Source organism: Sphingopyxis sp. H115, from assembly GCF_001468465.1.
Classification (GTDB): domain Bacteria; phylum Pseudomonadota; class Alphaproteobacteria; order Sphingomonadales; family Sphingomonadaceae; genus Sphingopyxis.
On record NZ_LNSA01000027.1, the window covers coordinates 20003 to 38939 of the forward strand.

At 62.7% G+C, this 18937-nt stretch carries 16 protein-coding genes and 2 pseudogenes; 7 read left to right on the forward strand and 11 right to left on the reverse strand.

Annotated elements, in window-relative coordinates:
* The first annotated feature begins 21 nt into the window (after window positions 1-21).
* The 3 genes from ATE71_RS16730 to ATE71_RS16740 are packed head-to-tail and all read left to right on the forward strand — an operon-like array spanning window position 22 to window position 4261.
* Window positions 22-1635, forward strand: coding sequence for an acyl-CoA synthetase (locus tag ATE71_RS16730; RefSeq protein ID WP_058804443.1), 1614 nt, complete (start codon window positions 22-24; stop codon window positions 1633-1635).
* Window positions 1632-3266 carry a flavin-containing monooxygenase gene (locus tag ATE71_RS16735; RefSeq protein WP_058804444.1) on the forward strand — a complete coding sequence of 545 codons (1635 nt, stop codon included), beginning with the start codon at window positions 1632-1634 and terminating at the stop codon, window positions 3264-3266. The genes ATE71_RS16730 and ATE71_RS16735 overlap by 4 nt, the downstream gene beginning before the upstream one ends.
* Complete coding sequence (locus ATE71_RS16740) at window positions 3266-4261, forward strand: alpha/beta fold hydrolase (RefSeq protein WP_039575348.1); 996 nt, start codon at window positions 3266-3268, stop codon at window positions 4259-4261. Before ATE71_RS16735 ends, ATE71_RS16740 begins: the two co-directional genes overlap by 1 nt.
* A 189-nt stretch (window positions 4262-4450) precedes the next feature.
* Here the strand turns inward: ATE71_RS16740 and tnpC are convergent.
* The 4 genes and pseudogenes from tnpC to ATE71_RS16750 form a co-directional block, all read right to left on the reverse strand.
* Window positions 4451-5616, reverse strand: a pseudogene (gene tnpC / locus ATE71_RS16745) (IS66 family transposase); the annotation flags it as partial.
* 22 nt (window positions 5617-5638) lie between these two features.
* A pseudogene (locus ATE71_RS23190) lies at window positions 5639-6196 on the reverse strand (transposase); the annotation flags it as partial.
* 487 nt (window positions 6197-6683) lie between these two features.
* Entirely contained in the window at window positions 6684-6902 is a 219-nt protein-coding gene (locus ATE71_RS22285; RefSeq protein WP_141237084.1) for a hypothetical protein, read from the reverse strand.
* Between the two features lie 67 nt (window positions 6903-6969).
* The gene (locus ATE71_RS16750; RefSeq protein WP_160328060.1) at window positions 6970-7311 is read right to left on the reverse strand and encodes a nucleotidyltransferase domain-containing protein; all 342 of its coding nucleotides are present in this window, start codon (window positions 7309-7311) and stop codon (window positions 6970-6972) included.
* A gap of 211 nt (window positions 7312-7522) precedes the next feature.
* Between ATE71_RS16750 and ATE71_RS16755 the strand changes: the two genes are divergently transcribed.
* The gene (locus tag ATE71_RS16755; protein ID WP_058804446.1) at window positions 7523-9007 is read left to right on the forward strand and encodes a flavin-containing monooxygenase; all 1485 of its coding nucleotides are present in this window, start codon (window positions 7523-7525) and stop codon (window positions 9005-9007) included.
* Between the two features lie 21 nt (window positions 9008-9028).
* On the opposite strand, the gene ATE71_RS16760 is transcribed toward ATE71_RS16755, so the two are convergent.
* Window positions 9029-9814 carry an SDR family NAD(P)-dependent oxidoreductase gene (locus ATE71_RS16760; RefSeq protein WP_058804447.1) on the reverse strand — a complete coding sequence of 262 codons (786 nt, stop codon included), beginning with the start codon at window positions 9812-9814 and terminating at the stop codon, window positions 9029-9031.
* A 166-nt stretch (window positions 9815-9980) separates the two neighbouring features.
* On the opposite strand from ATE71_RS16760, the gene ATE71_RS16765 reads away from it, so the two are divergent.
* Window positions 9981-10853, forward strand: a complete 873-nt coding sequence (locus ATE71_RS16765; protein WP_058804448.1) for an SDR family NAD(P)-dependent oxidoreductase — start codon at window positions 9981-9983, stop codon at window positions 10851-10853.
* Between the two features lie 109 nt (window positions 10854-10962).
* On the opposite strand, the gene ATE71_RS16770 is transcribed toward ATE71_RS16765, so the two are convergent.
* The 6 genes from ATE71_RS16770 to ATE71_RS16795 are packed head-to-tail and all read right to left on the reverse strand — an operon-like array spanning window position 10963 to window position 17259.
* The gene (locus ATE71_RS16770) at window positions 10963-12435 is read right to left on the reverse strand and encodes an FAD-dependent oxidoreductase (protein ID WP_058804449.1); all 1473 of its coding nucleotides are present in this window, start codon (window positions 12433-12435) and stop codon (window positions 10963-10965) included.
* On the reverse strand, window positions 12432-13490 hold the full coding sequence (gene dmpG / locus ATE71_RS16775; protein ID WP_058804450.1) for a 4-hydroxy-2-oxovalerate aldolase: 1059 nt from the start codon (window positions 13488-13490) through the stop codon (window positions 12432-12434). Before dmpG ends, ATE71_RS16770 begins: the two co-directional genes overlap by 4 nt.
* Window positions 13487-14431: an acetaldehyde dehydrogenase (acetylating) gene (locus ATE71_RS16780; RefSeq protein ID WP_058804474.1), complete on the reverse strand. Its 945-nt coding sequence runs from the start codon at window positions 14429-14431 to the stop codon at window positions 13487-13489. Before ATE71_RS16780 ends, dmpG begins: the two co-directional genes overlap by 4 nt.
* A gap of 9 nt (window positions 14432-14440) precedes the next feature.
* Window positions 14441-15229 (reverse strand): fumarylacetoacetate hydrolase family protein, encoded by a 789-nt coding sequence (locus ATE71_RS16785; protein ID WP_058804451.1) that lies wholly within the window; start codon window positions 15227-15229, stop codon window positions 14441-14443.
* Complete coding sequence (locus ATE71_RS16790) at window positions 15216-16034, reverse strand: alpha/beta fold hydrolase (RefSeq protein ID WP_058804452.1); 819 nt, start codon at window positions 16032-16034, stop codon at window positions 15216-15218. Before ATE71_RS16790 ends, ATE71_RS16785 begins: the two co-directional genes overlap by 14 nt.
* A 13-nt stretch (window positions 16035-16047) precedes the next feature.
* Complete coding sequence (locus ATE71_RS16795) at window positions 16048-17259, reverse strand: acyl-CoA dehydrogenase family protein (protein WP_058804453.1); 1212 nt, start codon at window positions 17257-17259, stop codon at window positions 16048-16050.
* 370 nt (window positions 17260-17629) lie between these two features.
* Between ATE71_RS16795 and ATE71_RS16800 the strand changes: the two genes are divergently transcribed.
* Together ATE71_RS16800 and ATE71_RS16805 are read left to right on the forward strand one after the other, a co-directional pair.
* Window positions 17630-18517, forward strand: a complete 888-nt coding sequence (locus ATE71_RS16800; RefSeq protein WP_058804454.1) for a VOC family protein — start codon at window positions 17630-17632, stop codon at window positions 18515-18517.
* Window positions 18518-18557: 40 nt separating this feature from the next.
* Window positions 18558-18935, forward strand: a complete 378-nt coding sequence (locus tag ATE71_RS16805; RefSeq protein ID WP_058804455.1) for a nuclear transport factor 2 family protein — start codon at window positions 18558-18560, stop codon at window positions 18933-18935.
* Window positions 18936-18937 lie beyond the last annotated feature (2 nt).

An 18937-nucleotide genomic window follows, 5' to 3' on the forward strand; every position in this document is an offset into this window, starting at 1 on the left:
CGTTCGGAGAGGGGAACTAATGTGATCGACTGGAATCTCGGCGACATTCTCGACGCTATCGAGCCCGTCATGCCAAAGGATGCGCCGGCCCTGATACACGGCGACCGGATCATCACCTGGCCCGAAATGTCGGGACGTTCGAACAATGTTGCCCGCGCGCTCCGGCAGCGCGGAGCCGGCAATGGGGCCAAGGTTGCCTTTTATATGCGCAACCGACCCGAATATGGCGAGTTGATGGCAGCCTGCTTCAAGGGGCGCCTGATCCATGTGAACATCAATTACCGCTATGTCGCCGAGGAGGTCTTCTATATCTTCGACGATTCCGATAGCGAAGTGATCGTCTACAGCTCGGAATTCCGCGACTGTATCGTCGAGCTCGAGGATCGGCTCGAGAAGGTTCACACCTTTGTGGAAATTGGCGAGGCTTCGCAAATCGCGCCTTTTGCGATCCCTTACGAAACACTCGCGCAAGAAGGCGACGGATCGGCGCTCGGCATAGTGCGCTCTCCCGAAGATCAGCTCTTCATCTATACCGGCGGCACGACGGGCATGCCCAAGGGCGTGATGTGGCATCACGACCAAATGCGCAAAGCACAGCTCGAGGCCCAGAAGCTGCTCGCCCCCGTTCCTCAGACACTCGAAGAACACGTCGCGTTGATCACAAGTCAAGGGCCCGGCAACCGCACCCTGCCATCCTGCCCGATGATGCACGGGACCGGCTTCATCACCGCGATCGGCACACTTATGTCGGGCGGCGCCATCGTTACACTCGCAGACTCGTCCTTCGATGCGACGGAGTTGTGGGAAACAGTTGATAAGCATAAGGTGCAAAGCATCGCAATTGTGGGCGATGCCTTTGCCAAGCCAATGCTGCAGGCGCTGGACCGGAATCCCGGCCGCTGGGATACCAGCAGCCTCGTCACCATCGTTTCATCCGGCGTGATGTGGAGCAAGGAAGTCAAGGCTGGGCTGTGCAAGCATATCCCCCAGGTGGTGCTGATGGACAGCTTCGGCGCTTCCGAAGGGCTCGGCTTCGGCCGCTCCATCACAACCGCGCAAGGGGGCACCAACACCGCGAAATTTGCGATTGGCGAATTCTGTCATGTCTTTGATGAAAACGACCAGAAAGTGACGCCGGGAAGCGGCGTACCGGGATTTATCGCCCTCATGGGTGCGATCCCAGCGGGTTATTACAAGGATCCCGAGAAATCCGCCAAGACCTTCCGCACAATCGATGGGGTCCGCTATTCGATTCCGGGCGACTGGTGCACGGTCGAGGCCGATGGCAGCCTGACCTTGCTGGGCCGTGGCAGCGTTTGCATCAACACTGCTGGCGAGAAAGTTTACCCCGAGGAAGTCGAGGAGATTCTCAAGACCCATCCCGCGATTGGTGACGCGCTGGTCGTGGACGTGCCAAACGAAAAATGGGGTCAGGCCGTCACCGCCGTCGTCCACCTCAGCGGCGACGTTGCGTTCGACGAGCAAGCCGTCAAGGATCATGTGCGGGGGCAGTTGGCAGGCTACAAAACACCGAAGGCCATATATCCAACGAAGATCCCCCTGCGCGCATCGAACGGCAAGGCCGACTATGCAACGGCGAAGGCAATTGCCGAGAGCCTGACTGCCGCTTCATGACGAATCAGACTTCGCCCGATTATGACGCTGTGATCATCGGTGCTGGCTTCAGCGGGATCTACTTGCTCCACAAGTTGCGGGACGCCGGGTTCAACGTGCTGCTGGTCGATGCTGCGACCGATCCGGGCGGCATCTGGCACTGGAATTGCTATCCCGGCGCACGCGTGGATTCGCAGATTCCGCTCTATGAATTCTCGATCCCCGAAGTGTGGCGGACATGGACTTGGAGTGAGCGCTTTCCCGGCTGGGAAGAACTCAGGGCCTATTTCCGCCATGTCTGCGATACGCTGAACCTTTGGCCGCTGATGCGGATGGGATCGAGGGTCGAAAGCGCCGATTTTGATGCAGGGCGGGGACTATGGAATCTACAGCTTGAGGGCGGGCAATCCGTATCGACACGCTTCTTGCTCCCAGCCCTCGGTTTTGCGTCGAAGCCGTATATCCCCGACATTCCGGGCATTGAGGATTTCGAGGGCGAATGGTGCCACACGGCGCGCTGGCCGCAGGAGGGTATTGATCTCGATGGGCGCAAAGTTGCCCTGATCGGAACCGGAGCGAGCGGTGTGCAGGTCGCCCAAGAAGCAGCCAAGCGGGCTGAAGCGCTGATCCTGTTCCAAAGAACCCCGATCCTGGCCCTGCCGATGCGGCAGGAGCGGCTGACGCGGGAGGATCAGGAACGCGAAAAGCACAGCTATCCTGCCCTTTTCGAACAGCGCAGGCAGACGAGCGGAGGATTTGAAAGCCAGTCACTTGAAGTCTCGGCGCTCGAAGTCGACGAGATTGAGCGCAATGCCCACTTCGAAGATTTATGGCAGCGAGGCGGATTGAGGTTCTGGTACCACAACTTCGCCGACTTGCTTACCAATCGCGCAGCCAATCGCCACGCCTACGATTTCTGGCGCGACAAGGTTCGCGCGCGGATCGCCGATCCCGATCTGGCCGAGAAACTCGCCCCATCCGAACCGCCGCATCCGTTCGGCACGAAGCGACCTTCGCTGGAACAGGGATATTACGAGATTTTCGCGCAGGACAATGTTGCGCTGGTTGATCTGAAGGCAAACCCGATCACCCGTGTCGGGCCGCACGCAATCACAACCGCAGACGGCGAGGTCGAATGCGATCTCATCGTTTTCGCCACCGGCTTCGACGCGGGGCGGGGCGGGTTGATCGACATGAACATCACCGGCAGGGGCGGCCTGTTACTGTCGCAAGCTTGGGACAACGGGCTGCGCGCCTATCTGGGAATGGCGGTATCGGGTTTCCCCAACATGCTGTTCGCTTACGGACCCCTGAGCCCCTCGGGTTTTTCCAACGGCCCGACAAGCGCGGAAATGCAGGGCGACTGGATCTGCGATTTCATGGTCTGGCTGCGAAACAACGGTTACGATCTTTTCGACGCCGATCCGCAAGCAGAGGCGGACTGGACCGAAATGGTCGCTCAGGTTGGCGCTATGACGCTCTTTCCCGAAGCGGACTCCTGGTACATGGGCGCAAACATCCCGGGTAAGAAGCGCCAACTCATCAATTTTCCAAGCGTGTCGACCTATGCTGCGATTTGCGGCGATGTGGCACGCGATGCCTACCGCGGCTTTGCCGCCAGCACACCAGCGAACAAGGACAGCGCAACCTGATGAATGAGATGTTCAGAATAAGTGACTTTCCAGTGGACATTGATCCTGTTTGGGCTGGCGACGGCTCACATCTGCCCGAATGGTTCGTGTCGGCGCTCAAGGTGCCCCGCGAAGAAGGTTATGTGGAAATAGATGGGGCCAAGGCGCACTATTTCCGCTGGGGTGACCCCAGCAAGCCCAAGGTATTGATGACCCATGGCTTTCTGGCACATGCGCGCTGCTTTGCCTTCATTGCACCGTTTCTGGCAGAAGATTATGACGTGGTGGCGTTTGATCTGGCCGGCATGGGCGACAGCGACATGCGTGGTCGCGCCGACCTCTTGGCGAGAGGGGGCGAGTTTCGCGAGATTGCCGAGGCGCTGAATATGTTTGCGGATGGCCAAAAGCCGACAATCATCGCGCACAGCTTCGGGTCGGGCGCAGCCCTGACAGCCGTGACCCAGTGGCCCGAGGCCTTTGCCGGAGTGGTGGTTTGCGATCTCATGATCATGCGGCCCGCTCTCCTGGAAGAGTACTGGAACCTCAGGCGGTCAAGCCCTGGTTCCGGCGATCCGGACAAGCCCAGCAAGCGTTATCCTTGCTATGAAACGGCACGTAAGCGGTACATCCTTTCCCCGCCCCAGCCGGTCGGCGAGCCATTCCTTCTGGACTACATGGCCTATCATTCCCTGCGACAGGATGGAGACGAGTGGACGTGGAAGTTTTCAACCGAGGTCTTTCGGAGGAGCAACAAGCCCAACGAATGGCTCACCATGGGCGAGCGTCTGGTGCAGGCACCGGGCCGGAAGGCCATCGTGCACGGCGGTATGAGCCAACTCTTCACCCCGGAATCGGCCGAATACGTCCGCGAGCTGGGTGGAGGTGACATTCCGATCATCGCGGTGCCTGAAGCCCGTCACCATCTGATGCTCGATCAGCCTTTGGCCTTTGTAACCGCACTCCGCAGCATTCTTGCCCTTTGGGATACGCACACTGCACCGCCACTTGCAGCCTGATCCTGGTTGTCCTTCGCCCCGGGTTCCCGCAGGTGCGGTGCTTGCCAGACCTTGCCTGCCGGGAAAGGGAGCTGCCACTCAGCGTTCGCCGGCCATGCCGTTGCGGCGTTCAAGCCATCGTTCGCGCCGCACCAGATAGAACGGGAAGGCGAAACAGTGCCAAGCAGCGAAAGCATGTAACCGGTGTTTTCAGGCCACGGTGGACCATGGCATGAGTTGGGCGAGATTGTTGGCGGGATGACCGTTGGCAAGTTTCACGAGGGTCTGGGTCATCCAGCCGTGCGGGTTGACGCCGCTGATCTTGCAGTTTTCGATGAGCGTGGCGATCACCGCCCAGTTGTCGCCGCCTTCGTCGGAACCGGCAAACAGGGCATCTTTGCGATTCAATGCGAGGGGGCGGATCGAGCGTTCGACGGTATTGGAGTCGAGCTCGATGCGGCCGTCGTCGATGAACCGGGACAGTCCATCCCAGCGGGTGAGCGCATAGCGGATCGCCTCGCCGAGCTTGCTCTTGGCGCTGACTTGGCGGCCAGGGGCGGCAAGATATTGATGAAGATCACCGACGATGACGCGGCTGCGTTCGGTCCGAGCGGCACAGCGTTGCTCGGCGGGTGAACCGCGCACCTCGTCCTCGACACCATAGAGCAAGGCAATGCGGCGCAGCACTTCGGTGGCGACCGGCGACGTGTCGGCCAGTTCGTAGAACTTGCGGCGGACGTGCGCCCAGCAGAAAGCGAGCCGGATCTGCTGGCGCCGCCGGGCGAGCGCGGCGTAGCCGCCATAGCCATCGACCTGCAGGATGCCCGCGAAATCACCAAGGTGCGTGTGAGGGCGTTTTGCCTTGCGATCTGGCGCATAGACATAGGCAACGATCGGCGGATCGCAGCCGCCCCATGGTCGATCATCGCGAGCATAGGCCCAGAGCTGTCCTGTCTTGGTCGGCCCGCGCCCGGATCGAGGACCGGGGCGGTTATCTCGTCGGCGAACAACCGCTCGGATCGTCGTAGCTCGTCGAGAATGTGGTCACGCAAGGGGCGCAGATACCAGGCCGCTCGCCCGACCCAGTCGGCCAAAGTGGATCGGTCGAGCCGGACGCCCTGCCGGGCGTATATCTGGGCCTGCCGGTAAAGCGGCAGGTGATCGGCATACTTGGATACCAGCACCTGGGCGATCAGTGCCTCGGTGGGAGTACCGCCCTCGATGATCCGCGCTGGCGCCGGAGCCTGCACGATCGCGCTCTCGCACGAACGGCAGCCATAACGCGGCCGCCGGGTGACCAGGACGCGGAAGGTGGTCGGCACCACATCGAGGCGCTCGGCCACATCCTCGCCGATCTTCCGAATGTGCCGATGGCAGGATCACACCCTCGGCCTCAAGCTGTTTACGCAAATCCCGCCGCCAGGCGTATAGCTGCGAGGGATCCAGCCCATGCCGGCGCGCCACAGGACTGACGCCCTTGCGGCCCGAATAGCACTCCGCGACAATCGAGGCCTCCACCTCGGGCGGCCACTCCCGCCGCTTGCCCGCGCCGATGAACACCTCAAGGCGGCGCGCCAAGCTGGCCGCCGGACGCCCACCCAGCGCCAGCCTAAGGTGATGTACGATAGAATCCAGGCGGGCCGTACGCCGGGCAAATGTTGCAGTCACATCTGGAGGAAAGCGTTCAACGAAGATCCGCGTGGTGCAGCGGGATGTGGCGCAGCGAAAACGCCGGGCGACAAGAGTAATCCGAACCGGTCGGCCATGAGAGAGTAGATCGGCGAGTGTACAGTGATATCGACTGTGGACACGCGCAGATGGGCGGCAGCAGTTCGGGTAAATCGAAACTCGAAATCGGGATCGCCGGGTGATCCGTATCTGATCGGCGGCATACTCGACCTTGTCGATCACCAATCCTGTTGGCGCAATGGCTTCGCGAAAACCTCTCCCATGCATGGCGATCTCCTCCTTCGGGGAAAAACTCGCCACTATCAACGCACTTGCACCAAAAGTGAGTCAGAGCCCCATTCTGGCGCTAATCCACATCCTAACGCGAAGGGCTCGGGCGCTTTAGCGTACGAAAGCCTCTGATGGGGGAACCCGCGTGGGCTCTGGGATTGAGCTATGGGATTTGTTTTGGCCTGGTCGGAAGGGCACCGTACATAGTTGCAAGACGACCCGGGCGACAGCGCGAGGCGCGAACTCGACCGTTATGATCGACGCTCAAAGCCTCCATTTGTCGTCCTTTGGCGGATGTGCGGCAACTCTCTGAGGCGATCGGCGCAAGGCGGCCCGTTGGCCAGCGCCGGGCGCGCGCGGTCGTTCTTGGGAATGGGGGCAATTGCCGCACTGGCCGAACTCGAACGCGTGGTCTCGACCTTATTGGCCTCGTCAACAGGACTGGGCCGCAATAGCTAGCAAGTTGCCAGCTCGAATTCGACGCTCATAAAATGATTACTCGGTCGGCGATTTTTCTGCCGGCGAGCTTGAAAAGCTGCGACTGCGATCGCGAGCGAATTTGCAACCAAAAATCGGCTTCCGATATCGTCCAGCCCTTGCCAAATTTTGTGATGGTTTCTATGATGGTTTCAGCGGTATCTCGTTGTTGATTGCATCGGATTTCCGCCGCTTTGATGCCCAGTTCAGTTCCTCTTCTGGGCACCACTACTCAATCTAAGTATATCAGATACTTGGATTTTTAGGCGAGTTAGAAAGCGCCGGTGACCATTTCAGTCACCCTTTTCGATTTGGCGCTCAAACAGCAGCACGCCGTCTTTCTCGACGCCATTTCCGACTTTTTCCAAGCCAGCGTTCTTCTCGTACCATTCCAAATGCACTGCTGATGACAGATGCAGGTCGGGCGCTTCGTCAAAGTGGGATTTGAAACCCGACCACATCGAGTAGGCTTTGTCGGTGTCTGGGGCATCCATGACGGTAGCCAGGTCAATGTCGCTGTCAGCACGATCGTCGCCACGAGCACGACTGCCGTAGAGGTATACTCGCACAATCTCATGGTGCTTCTGCGCCCACTGCATGATTGCTACTTTGTCGGCATCTAGCAAGCCACTCACACCACGCTCCTAGGCACGCGCGTCACGAGGACGAGTGACGCCAATTGCCGACCCCGCCGTTTCAGTAAGCTTCGAGGCGGCACAGCGCTCACAAACCATCCGGCGCTGTTCCTTCCGAACAGTCCCTCGCGATATGGTCCGTTTGAGGGATGTGGGAAGTTTACCACCTGCCTAGGACGAGGGGAAATCCGAAACAGGCAGATGGAGTGGGATGACCGTGCAACGCAATCTGGATTTGCGCTTTGTCGTAATCGGCGCAGGCATGTCGGGAATATTGGCGAGCATCCGGTTGCGCGAAGCGGGCTATCGCAACGTCGTCTTGCTTGAAAAAGCGGATACGGTCGGCGGCACTTGGCGCGAGAACCGCTATCCGGGGCTCAACTGCGACGTGCCGGCGCACGCCTATACCTACAGCTTCGCGCCGAACGCCGAATGGAGCAGCTATCTTGCGCCCGGCCCCGAAATCCAGGACTATTTCGAGGATGTGACCGACCGCTTCGGCCTGCGCGAGATCGCGCATTTCGGGCAGGAGGTCGACAGCTGCACCTATCAAGGCGGCGTCTGGACCATCATGACCGGCGCGGGCATGAGCATCGAAGCCGACGTGGTCATCGCGGCGACCGGCGTTCTTCACCATCCGCGAATGCCCGAGATCGAGGGGCTCGACAGCTTCGCCGGCACCGTTGCGCACAGCGCGCGCTGGGACGAATCGACCCCGCTCGACGGGCGGCGGATCGGCGTCGTGGGCAGCGGGTCGACCGGAGTGCAGCTCGTGTCGGCGCTTGCCGGGCGCGCGGCCAGGCTCGGCCATTTCCAGCGCTCGCCGCAATGGATCATGCCGATGCCGAACATCCCCTACACCGAGGAGCAGCGCGAAGCTTTCCGCCGCGATCCCGCGCTGATCGATGCGATCCGCTACGATCCCGAATATCTGGCGAACGTGCTGCGTTTTACCGAGGGGATCATCAAGCCTGACAGCGAAGAGATGCACATCATCGAGACGATCGTGCGCGACAATCTGGAGCAGGGGGTCGCCGACCCGGTGCTGCGCGAAAGGCTGCGCCCCAATTACCGCGCGGCGTGCAAGCGGCTCATTTTCTCGCCCGACTATTATCAGGTCGTGCAGCAGCATGACGTCGATATCGTCGTCGAGGGGATCGAGCGGGTCGAGCCCGCCGGGATCCGCACCTCCGATGGGATTCTCCATGAACTCGACCTGATCATTCTCGCGACGGGTTTCCACGCCGACCGCTTCATCCGCCCGGCGGTGGTGACGGGGCGCGGCGGCGTGTCGATCGACGAGATGTGGCGCGATCACGCGACCGCGTACAATGCGATCTCTCTTCCCAATTTCCCGAACTTCTTCTTCTTGAACGGCCCAACGGGGCCGGTCGGCAATTTCTCGCTGATCGACGTCGCCGAGCGCCAATGGGGTTATATCGAGCAGCTGCTCGACAGGGTGACGAGCGGCGAATGCGCCGAAATCTGCGTCACGCCCGATGCTATGGCACGATACGACGAAGCGCGGACCGAGGCCGCGAAGGGTACGATCTTCGCGTCGGGCTGTTCGAGCTGGTATCTCGGCAAGGATGGCGTGCCGATGACCTGGCCGTGGAGCTATGGCCGTTTTGCCGAAGTGATGGCGAAACCCGACTTCGCCGATTTCGAGATGGTGGCGGCGAAGCTCCCGGCCTGAACCGGACGCTTCGCGCCGGGCCTATTGCCGCTGCGACGAGATATTGCCGCCATCGACGACCAACTCGGCGGCGGTGATATAGCTCGCCTCGTTCGACAGCAGGAAACGCACGACACGGCCGATCTCCGCAGGGTCGCCAAGCCGTTCGAGCAGGATGCGCCGTTCGAACCAGCCTTCGGGAAGGTTGTCGACCGCAGGCTGCATCATCGGTGTCTGGACCTGCCCGGGCGATACGGCATTGATGCGGATATTGTCGCGCGCAAGCCGGTCGGCCAGCGCGCGGATCAGCGCGAGCATGCCGCCCTTCGCCGCGCTGTAGATCGGGTTGACCGCATTGCCGAGCGTTGCGTTGATCGAGGCGATGCCGACCACGGCCGAACCGGGGTTGGCCGCGAAATCGGCGTAAAGCTGCTGGGTGAGCAGCGCGAGCGGGCGGAGGTGCGTGTTGATCCCTGCGTCCCAGCTTTGCGGCGTGATTCCCTCGAGCGAACCAGTATCGACGATCCCCGCCGCGTGGACGAGCCCGCCGAGCGGCCCGAGCGTCGCGCGGCACGCGTCGATCGCCGACGGATAGGCGGCTATGTCGGTGAGGTCGATCGCGACCGGCAGCGCCTTGACCCCGAAGCGGTCGGCGATCGCGCCGGCCTGCGCCGTGGCCCTGCCGCCGTCGATATCCCACAGCGCGACGTTGCGCCCGACCGCGGCGAGCGCTTCGGCCGAGGCAAGCCCGATGCCCGACGCGCCACCGGTGACGATGACCGCTGTGCCGGGCGCGCCGAGCGCGGGGGAAAGGCTGTCCTCAACCATGAAACTGATTCTCCAACGTGCGAATAGATGGAGGCACCATGTCACGCATTTGAAGCGAGAGGGAAGCCAAAATCGTCATATTGCGCAAATTTCTATGGATTCATTCTGGCAATAGCGTAGCATATTCCCGAAAATTCTACGCAAATGATCAATGATGGGAGTGGGTATGACGAATCCGGCAATCGCAGTCGTGACGGGCGCCAGCCGCGGCGCGGGCAAAGGCATTGCCATCGGGCTCGGCGAACAAGGGATGACGGTGTTCGTCACCGGGCGCAGCATCGACCATAGCGACGCCACCGGCTGGGACGGCAAGCCACTAGCCGGCACGATCCATGAAACCGCCGCGGCGATCACCGCGGCGGGGGGCAGGGGGATTGCGGTCGCGTGCGACCATGGTGACGACGCGCAGATCGCTGCGCTTTTCGACCGTGTGCGCGCCGAAGCCGGGCGGATCGATATCCTCGTCAACAATGCGACGCACATCCATCACCAGCTGATCGAGCAGGCGCCCTTCTGGGAAAAGGAACTGGCGGCGGTCGGGATCATCGATGTCGGGCTGCGTTCGGCCTATGTCGCGAGCTGGCATGCCGCGAAGATGATGGTCGAACAGGGCTCGGGATTGATCGCCTTCACCTCATCCTTCGGTGCGAGCTGCTATATGCACGGCCCCGCCTATGGCGCGCAGAAGGCCGGCGTCGACAAGCTGGCGCACGACATGGCGGTCGATTTCCGCCCGTATGGGGTCCGCGCGGTATCGATCTGGCTGGGGCCGCAGATCACCGAGCGCGCTCTGGTCGCGGCCGAGGTCAACAAGGAGCAATATGAAGGTTTCATGGCGATGGCGGAGATGCCGCAGTTCACCGGGCATATCGTCCATGCGATCGCCGCCGATCCGAACGGCGACGAGCTTTCGGGGCACACGCTGATCGGGGCGGAGATCGCGGGGCGCTACGGCATCACCGACCGCGGCAAGACGCCGCCGTCGCACCGCGAGATGCTCGGCAGCCCGCGCGATCCCAATCCGGCGGTGGTGTATTGAACAGCGAGCTTGGGTTTCCGTTCGTGCCGAACTTGACGAAGGACCGTCCTTTCTTGCGACGTCAAAGAAGGAATGGCGCTTCGACAGGCTCAGGGCGAACGGTTTCGATTTAGGACAAGTCAATCCCGGCGGCGCTACGCCCTGCCATCCTTCCGAAAAAGGTGCAGTCGGCAAGGCTCAGCCCCGAACTATAGCCATGCCCCCAACGCGGCAGCCCCGACGTGGCGCGGCCTGCGGCGTAAAGCCCGGGAACGGGTCTGCCCGCGCGGTCGAGTACCTCGCCCGACGGCAATGTGTTGAGCCCGCCGAGCGTGAAGAAGGAAAAGAAGCTGGTGCGGATATTGAGTTCGAGCGCCGCGAACGGTCCTTCGTCCAGCACCTTCAGCCATTCGGGCGCCTTGCGGAAGACGGGATCGTGCCCTTCGGCGGCATAGCGGTTGAAGGTGCGGACCGTGGCCGCGAGCGTGTCTTCGGGGAGGCCGAGCTCGCGTTCGACCTCTTCCCAGCTGTCGCCGACCGCCGCGATCTCGATCCGTGCAAGGTCGAGCGGGCGCGCAAAAATTGCATTGTCGACGAGCAGGAAGACGCGGTCGCCGGGCTGGTCGAGCATCGTCCGGCTGACACGCCCGTGATAGCAATCCTCATTGATGAAGCGCTGGCCGCGCTCGTTGACGAAAATGCCCTTCACTAGGCTTTCGGGCATGATCCAGGGGCAGGTGGTAAAGAACTCGTCCATGTGGATCGCATCGCCGCCGACGCCCATGCCCATCAAAATGCCCGAGCCATTGTCATTCTCGCCGATCGGTTCGCTGAGGCGTAGCGTCTGCGGGGCGTAGCGGCGGAGCATGTCCTGATTCATGCAGAAGCCGCCGGTTGCGAGGATGACGCCCTTGCGCGCCCGCACAAATTGCGGCGTGCCGTCGATACGCACGATGAGGCCGGTGACGCGGCCGCTTGCGTCGGCAATCAGCGACAACACCCGCGCATCGCAGCGGACATCGACGCCGAGCGCGCGGACGCGGCCTTCGAGGATGTCGATGAGCTTGCGCCCGCCGCCCCAGCCCATGAACTGGATGGTATGCCCGCGCGGGGCGGGGGCCGCGGCGGCCGAAAAGGGCCACGCCGCCTCGCTGCCCGACCAGATCAGCGTGTCGTCCTCGGCGGGCTCGATGATCTTGCCGGGCAGGAAGCTGCCCTTGTACGGCACGCCCTGATCCTTGAGCCATTGATAATGGGCGAGGCTTTCGCGTGCGTAGAGCGCGATCTTCGCGGCATCGGCGTCGGGGCCGCCCGCCATCGTCAGATAGGTTTGGAGCGCTTCGGTCGTATCATCGTATCCTGCCGCGCGCTGTGCATCGGTGCCGCCGCCACCGCCGAGATAGATTTCGCCGCCCGACAGCGCCGAGGCGCCGCCGTTGCCCGACCCCGCCTCGAACAAGGTCACCGCGGCGCCGGCCTCGGCCGCCTCGATCGCCGCGCACGCACCCGCGGCGCCGAAGCCGACGATCGCGACTTCGGTCGCGGCGTCCCAGTGCTCGACCCGTTCGTGGGGAAAGGGGCGCGCGGTGGTGAAATCGCTCATGCGGCGGTCTCGCGCGCCTTCAGCATGTCGAGCGCGACGTCGACGATCATATCCTCCTGTCCGCCGACCATCTTGCGGCGCCCGAGTTCGACGAGGATCGTGCGCGTATCGAGGCCATAGGTTTCGGCGGCTTTCTCGGCGTGACGCAGGAAGCTGGAGTAGACGCCGGCGTAGCCGAGTGCGAGCGTCTCGCGGTCGACACGCACCGGGCGGTCCTGGAGCGGACGCACCAGATCTTCGGCGGCGTCCATCAGCTTGTTGACGTCGCAGCCGTGGTTCCAGCCCTTGCGATCGGCGGCGGCGATGAAGACTTCGAGCGGGGCATTGCCCGCGCCCGCGCCCATGCCGGTCAGCGAGGCGTCGATGCGCACCGCGCCCGCCTGCGCCGCGACGATGCTGTTCGCGGTGCCGAGCGACAGATTATGATGCGCGTGGATGCCGCGCTGCGTTTCGGGTTTGAGCACCCGGTCATATGCTTCGAGCCGCGCCTTCACCCCGTCCATGTCGAGCGCGCCGCCGCTGTCGGTGACATAGACGCACTGGGCGCCATAGCTTTCCATGAGCAGTGCCTGGCTCGCCAGCGCCTCGGGCTCGATCATATGGCTCATCATCAGGAAGCCCGCGACGTCCATGCCGAGGTCGCGCGCGATGCCGATATGCTGTTTCGAGACATCGGCCTCGGTGCAATGCGTCGCGACGCGCACCGAACGCACGCCGAGATCGTAAGCGTGGCGCAGTTCGTCGACGGTGCCGACGCCGGGGAGGATCAGCGTGGTGAGGACTGACTTCGTCAGCACCGCGGCGACCGCTTCGAGCCATTCCCAGTCGGTGTGCGCGCCGAAGCCATAGTTGAAGCTCGCGCCGCTGAGGCCGTCGCCGTGCGCGACCTCGATCGCGTCGACCCCGGCTTCGTCGAGCGCCTTGGCGATCGCCTGCACATGATCGATGCCATACATGTGGCGGATCGCGTGCATCCCGTCGCGCAGCGTGACGTCCTGGATATAGAGCTTGTCGCCCGCCTCGACGTTGAAGCGCTTGGTGTTTTGGGCGCTCATGCCGTCACCTTCTTTCCTTCGCGGATGCGCTCCGCGAGCAGTTCGCCGGTCGCCTTGGCGGCGGCGGTCATGATGTCGAGATTGCCCGAATAGGGAGGCAGATAGTCGCCCGCGCCCTCGACCTCGAGCAGGATCATCGTCTTGATGCCGGTAAATTCGCCGCGGCCGGGAATCTTGAGCTTGTTGTTGTCGCCGAAGCGCTCGAACTGCACTTCCTGCTTCAGCCGGTAACCGGGCACATAGGCCTGCACCTTCTTGACCATCGCTTCGACGCTCGCGCGGATCGTCTCCTCGTCGGCGCCCTCGGACAAAGTGAACACAGTGTCGCGCATGATCATCGGCGGTTCGGCGGGGTTAAGGATGATGATCGCCTTGCCCTGCGCCGCGCCGCCGACCTTCTCGATCGCGCCCGCCGTCGTGCGGGTGAACTCGTCGATGTTGGCGCGCGTGCCGGGCCCGGCCGAGCGCGACGAGACCGATGCGACGATCTCGGCATAATGGACGGTCGCGACCTGGCTGACCGCCGCGACCATCGGGATCGTCGCCTGTCCGCCGCACGTCACCATATTGACGTTGCCGGCATCGAGATTGGCGTCGCCATTGACCGTCGGGATCGTATAGGGGCCGATCGCGGCGGGGGTCAGGTCGACGACCTGCTTGCCGTCGGCGCGCAGCGCCGCATCATGCACCTTGTGCGCATAGGCCGAAGTCGCATCGAAGACGATGCCGATCTCGGGATAGACGTCCATCGCCTTGAGGCCGTCGAGCCCCTCATGCGTCGTCGCGACGCCGCGCTCGCGCGCCATCGCGAGGCCTTCGGATTTCTCGTCGATGCCGACGACCGCGACCAGTTCCATATTCTGCGGATATTTGATCATCTTGATCATCAGGTCGGTGCCGATATTGCCCGATCCGATGATCGCTGCCTTCACGCGGGTCATCATGGTTCCTTATACAAAGCGCGCGACGCAATGGCCGAGCGTGCGGTGGCCGTCGCCGAGGATCATTTCGAAGCAGTCGCCCTTTGCCGCAGCCGCGAGCGGGACAAGGCTGCCCGACAGGATGATGTCGCCCGCATCGAGCGTCACGCCATACGCGCCCAATGTGTTGGCGAGCCACGCGACCGCCTCGGCGGGGTTGCCCTGTACCGCGTGGCCATAGCCTTCGGAGAGCGGGGCGCCATTCTTCGCGACGGCGACATGCAGGTTCGGCAGGTCGAGCCCCCGCGGGTCGAGCCGCGCCGCGCCGAGAATGAACACGCCGCACGACGCATTGTCGGCGACCGTGTCGACGATGGCGATCGTCCAGTCGGTGATGCGGCTGTCGACGATCTCGAAACAGGGGGCGATGCTTTCGGTCGCCGCGATCACGTCGGCGGCGGTCACGCCGGGACCGTTCAGGCTGTCCTTCAGGATGAAGGCGATCTCGGCTTCGGCACGCGGCGCGATCAGCGCCTTCGCATCGATGTCGATATCGCCCTCGACATGCATCCAGTCGGTGAGGAAGCCGAAGTCGGGCTGGTGGACGCCCAGCATGTCCTGTACCGCCTTCGACGTAACCCCGATCTTCTTGCCGACGACGCGTTCGCCGTCCGCCAGTCGCCGCGACAGAAAATCGAGACTGATCGCATAGGCGTCGTCGATCGTCAGCGCCGGATCGCGCGCGATCAGCGGCGCGACGGTGCGCCGGCCGCGCAGCGCCTTATAAAGCTCGCTTCCGTAAGTTTCAGCGATGCTCATCGAGGAACTCTATCGAATAGCGGTTGAACTCGCTTGCGCGCTCGACCTGCACCCAGTGCCCGACCTTGTTGAAGGTCACGCAGCGCACATCGTCGCAGGCTTCAAAGAAATACTGGATGCCCGATAGCGGCATGAAGCGTTCGTTCTGGCCCCAGAAGAGCAGGATCGGCACCTTGATCTCGCCCAAACGCGGACGGACATTGTGCGTCCGCATCCGCGTGATCACTTCCTTGGGCTGCTTGCTCGCGACCGCGAAACGTTCCTCGACGAGCGCGTCGGTAATGTGCTTCGGGTCGTGGACCAGGCTTTCGCCAAGGCGGCGTTGCGCGGCAAGGTCGAAATCGGGGCTGCCGAAGGAGGAGCGCATGTCGGCGATGCCGGGCATCGCGAAATAGACGTCGAGTTCTTCGATGCAGCCGGGCGCCATCAGGATCAGGCACTCGGTGAATTCGGGATGGTCCTGCGCCATCTGGATCGCGACGCCGCCGCCCAGCGAATTGCCGATCAGCGTCGCACGCTCGATGCCGTGCGCCTTCAGCGCCTCATACAGCGTATCGGTGAACAGGGTCAGCGTATAGTCTATGTCGTCGGGCTGCGACGAGGCGCCGTAGCCGATCATGTCGGGTAGGATGACGCGGTAGCCGGCGTCGACGAACGCACCGACATTCTGCCGGAAGTTCGACAGCCCCGACGCGCCCGGACCGCTGCCGTGGACGAAGACGAGGGCGGGGCCTTCGCCCGCCTCCTTGATGTGGATGTCATATCCGCCCGCGACGCGGTGCGTCGCTTCCTTCATCTCTCCCATCGTTTCGGTCCTTTTACATGAAGGTGAAGGCGGGCGGTTCGCCGAGCATCGTCATCACGACGTCGGTGGTGCGATTGCCGGGGTCGTTCGCAACGTGCGCGCGCGCGGCGTTGAGGTCGAGCCACGGCTGGATGATCGCGCTCGACATATAGATGGCGCGACCGCCGAGGAGTTGGACCATGCCGTCGACGAGCTCGGCAAGGCGCCGCACGACGGTCGAGCTTTGATAGGCATAGAGTGCGCGCTCCTCGAGCGTGATCGGTTCGCCGCTCTCGCTCTTCGCCATCAGCCGGTCGAAAGTCGCCTGATGCGTCAGCTCCATCTCGAGGATCTGCGCATACGCCTTGGCGATCGCGCCGTGGAGCAGCGGATCGGCCTTCGACGCCTTGCCGGTGTTGGTCGAAATGCGCCCCTGCATGATCTCCATCGCGGCATTGACCGCCGCGCGCGCGCCGCCGAATGCCGCGGTCGATACCGAGCGGACGAAGACTTGCGCCCACGGCAGGCGATAGAGCGGGCCGTCATTCTCGGCCTGGCCGGGGTTGCTGCAGGCAAAGCCGTCGGCCGCGCGGTGCGTGCGATGCTCAGGAACGAAGACGCGTTCGACGAGGATGTCGAAGCTGCCCGTACCCTGTAGCCCGAATACGTCCCATGTCCCCTCGATGACCTGATAGTCGCTGCGCGGGAGGAGGAAGGTGCGCATGTCGGGCGGGCCGCCGTCGGTATCGAAATTGAGCGCGCCGAGCAGTACCCAGCCGCAATGCGTCGAACCCGACGAAAAGCCCCAGCGGCCCGACAAATAGAATCCACCCTCGACTTTCTCGACCTTGCCCACCGGCTGATAGGTTGACGAAACGAGCATTTCGCCGCCATTGTCGCCCCACACCTCGCGCTGTGCCTCGTCGTGGAACAGCGCAAGCTCATAGGGGTGGCAACCGAGCACGCCATAGATCCAGCCTGTGGACATGCAGCCTTCGGCGAGCGCCTTCTGCACTTCGAAAAAGACGTTGGGGTGCATTTCATAGCCGCCCCAGCGTCGCGGTTGAAGGATCCGGAAAAAGCCAGCTTCCTGCATCTCGGCGACCGTTTCCGCCGGCACGTTGCCGTCCAGCGTCGTCTGGCGCGCGCGCGTCTTCAGCGTCGGGATCATCGCGCGTGCGCGCGCAATCAACGCTTCGGGGGTGGGTAGCGCGGTCTCGCCGGCTTGCTTCGGGGCGGTGGCCATGTGCTCTCCTCGAGTTTTTGTGCGCTTGCGGTCGCACGCATCGTGTTGTTGCTTCTATATTCGTAGCGAATGATGCGTTTTTCTACGCAAGTTGTCAATCGACTTTCTATGCAAAATGTCGCTGGGACTGCTTTGGAGGAACGGGCTGCGTAATATGGTCCCGGCTGCGATACGCAAAGCGCAGCCTGCCGTAGCGGCGGTTGGATGTCGGGGCGATGCGCGCGAAGCGGTGCTGAGTGTCAAAATATACGGTTTGCGTAGATTTTGATGCTAAATTCTACGTATTGCACTTGAAGTGATGGGGTTTCGCTTGTAGCTTGCGTTCAACTTGGTGCGCGGGATGCGCACATGGACGCAGAGGATGAAGCGAATGGCAATCAGGTCCCTGGCCTATGTCGTGGTCGATACGGCCGATGTCGAAGCGTGGCGCGCCTATGGCGAGAATGTTCTGGGGATGCAGGCGATCGATCATGACGGCGGGCTGCGCCTGCGCATGGACGAGCGGCCGTTCCGCATGCTGATTCGCAAGGGCGATGGCGAGCGTTTCCACGCCGCCGGTCTCGTCTATCCCGACAAGGCCGCGTTCGATCGCGGCATCGCGGGGCTCCGTGACGCGGGCGTCGCGGTCGAACCCGCATCGGCCGACGAGGCGAAGGATCGGCATGTCGTCGAATTCGTCCGCTGCGCCGACCCGTCGGGCAACCGGCTCGAAATCGGCTGGGGCCGCGTCGTCGACGGCGACCCCTTCGTCTCGCCCGCGGGCGTGCCCGAATTCGTCACCGGCGAGATGGGGATGGGGCATGTCGTCCTCCCCGCCGCGAAGCTCGCCGAAACGCGCGCCTTCTATATCGAGCTGCTCGGCTTCGGCGACACCGACGAAATGCGCGTCTATATGCAGGGCGGTCCCGACGATCCGGGGCTCGGCCTCCATTTCCTTCACTGCGACAACCCGCGCCACCATAGTGTCGCGCTCGCCGAATTCCCGGTGCCGAGCGGGCTCGTTCACATGATGGTCGAGGTGCCGGGGCTCGATGACGTCGGCCGCGCGCTCGATCGCGCAAAGGCGGCGGGGGTCCATATCTCGTCGAGCCTCGGCAAGCATATGAACGACAAGATGGTCAGCTTCTATATGCGCAGCCCCGGCGGCTTCGACATCGAATATGGTTTCGGCGGCATCCAGCCCGACTGGAACAGCTTCACCCCGACGATCAGCATCAAGGAAGACGAATGGGGCCATCAGTGGGATTTCGGCGGCTGACACTGCGCTGACCCTTTGCCCCCTATTGGAGAGAGACATCATGCCCAGTCACGAGGAAATGGTCCGCGCCGTCGAGCGCTATGTTGAGGCGTTCGACAAGGCCGATGCCGACATGGCCGCCGACCTCTACGCCGATGATGCGACGGTCGAGGACCCGATCGGTACCCCAATTCATCAGGGCCGTGACGCCATCCACGCTTTCTATTCGATGTCGATGCAGGCGAAGGCGAAGCTGCGCCTCGACGGCCCGGTGCGCACCGGCGGCGACTACGCCGCTTTCGCTTTCACCGTGATGGTCGATTTCGGCGGGCCGAAGGAGATCGAGGTGATCGACACCTTCAAATTCGACGCCGAGGGCAAGGTGACCGAGATGCGCGCCTATTGGAGCCCCGCCAAAATGCGTAGCATCGAGGCATAAGG

Coding starts and splice junctions, on each gene's coding strand:
- ATE71_RS16735 (WP_058804444.1), top strand. CDS start 1,632: ATGACGAATCAGACTTCGCCCGATTATGACGCTGTGATCATCGGTGCT.
- ATE71_RS16740 (WP_039575348.1), top strand. CDS start 3,266: ATGAATGAGATGTTCAGAATAAGTGACTTTCCAGTGGACATTGATCCT.
- ATE71_RS16755 (WP_058804446.1), top strand. CDS start 7,523: ATGACCGTGCAACGCAATCTGGATTTGCGCTTTGTCGTAATCGGCGCA.
- ATE71_RS16760 (WP_058804447.1), bottom strand. CDS start 9,814: ATGGTTGAGGACAGCCTTTCCCCCGCGCTCGGCGCGCCCGGCACAGCG.
- ATE71_RS16765 (WP_058804448.1), top strand. CDS start 9,981: ATGACGAATCCGGCAATCGCAGTCGTGACGGGCGCCAGCCGCGGCGCG.
- ATE71_RS16770 (WP_058804449.1), bottom strand. CDS start 12,435: ATGAGCGATTTCACCACCGCGCGCCCCTTTCCCCACGAACGGGTCGAG.
- dmpG (WP_058804450.1), bottom strand. CDS start 13,490: ATGAGCGCCCAAAACACCAAGCGCTTCAACGTCGAGGCGGGCGACAAG.
- ATE71_RS16780 (WP_058804474.1), bottom strand. CDS start 14,431: ATGACCCGCGTGAAGGCAGCGATCATCGGATCGGGCAATATCGGCACC.
- ATE71_RS16785 (WP_058804451.1), bottom strand. CDS start 15,229: ATGAGCATCGCTGAAACTTACGGAAGCGAGCTTTATAAGGCGCTGCGC.
- ATE71_RS16790 (WP_058804452.1), bottom strand. CDS start 16,034: ATGGGAGAGATGAAGGAAGCGACGCACCGCGTCGCGGGCGGATATGAC.
- ATE71_RS16795 (WP_058804453.1), bottom strand. CDS start 17,259: ATGGCCACCGCCCCGAAGCAAGCCGGCGAGACCGCGCTACCCACCCCC.
- ATE71_RS16800 (WP_058804454.1), top strand. CDS start 17,630: ATGGCAATCAGGTCCCTGGCCTATGTCGTGGTCGATACGGCCGATGTC.
- ATE71_RS16805 (WP_058804455.1), top strand. CDS start 18,558: ATGCCCAGTCACGAGGAAATGGTCCGCGCCGTCGAGCGCTATGTTGAG.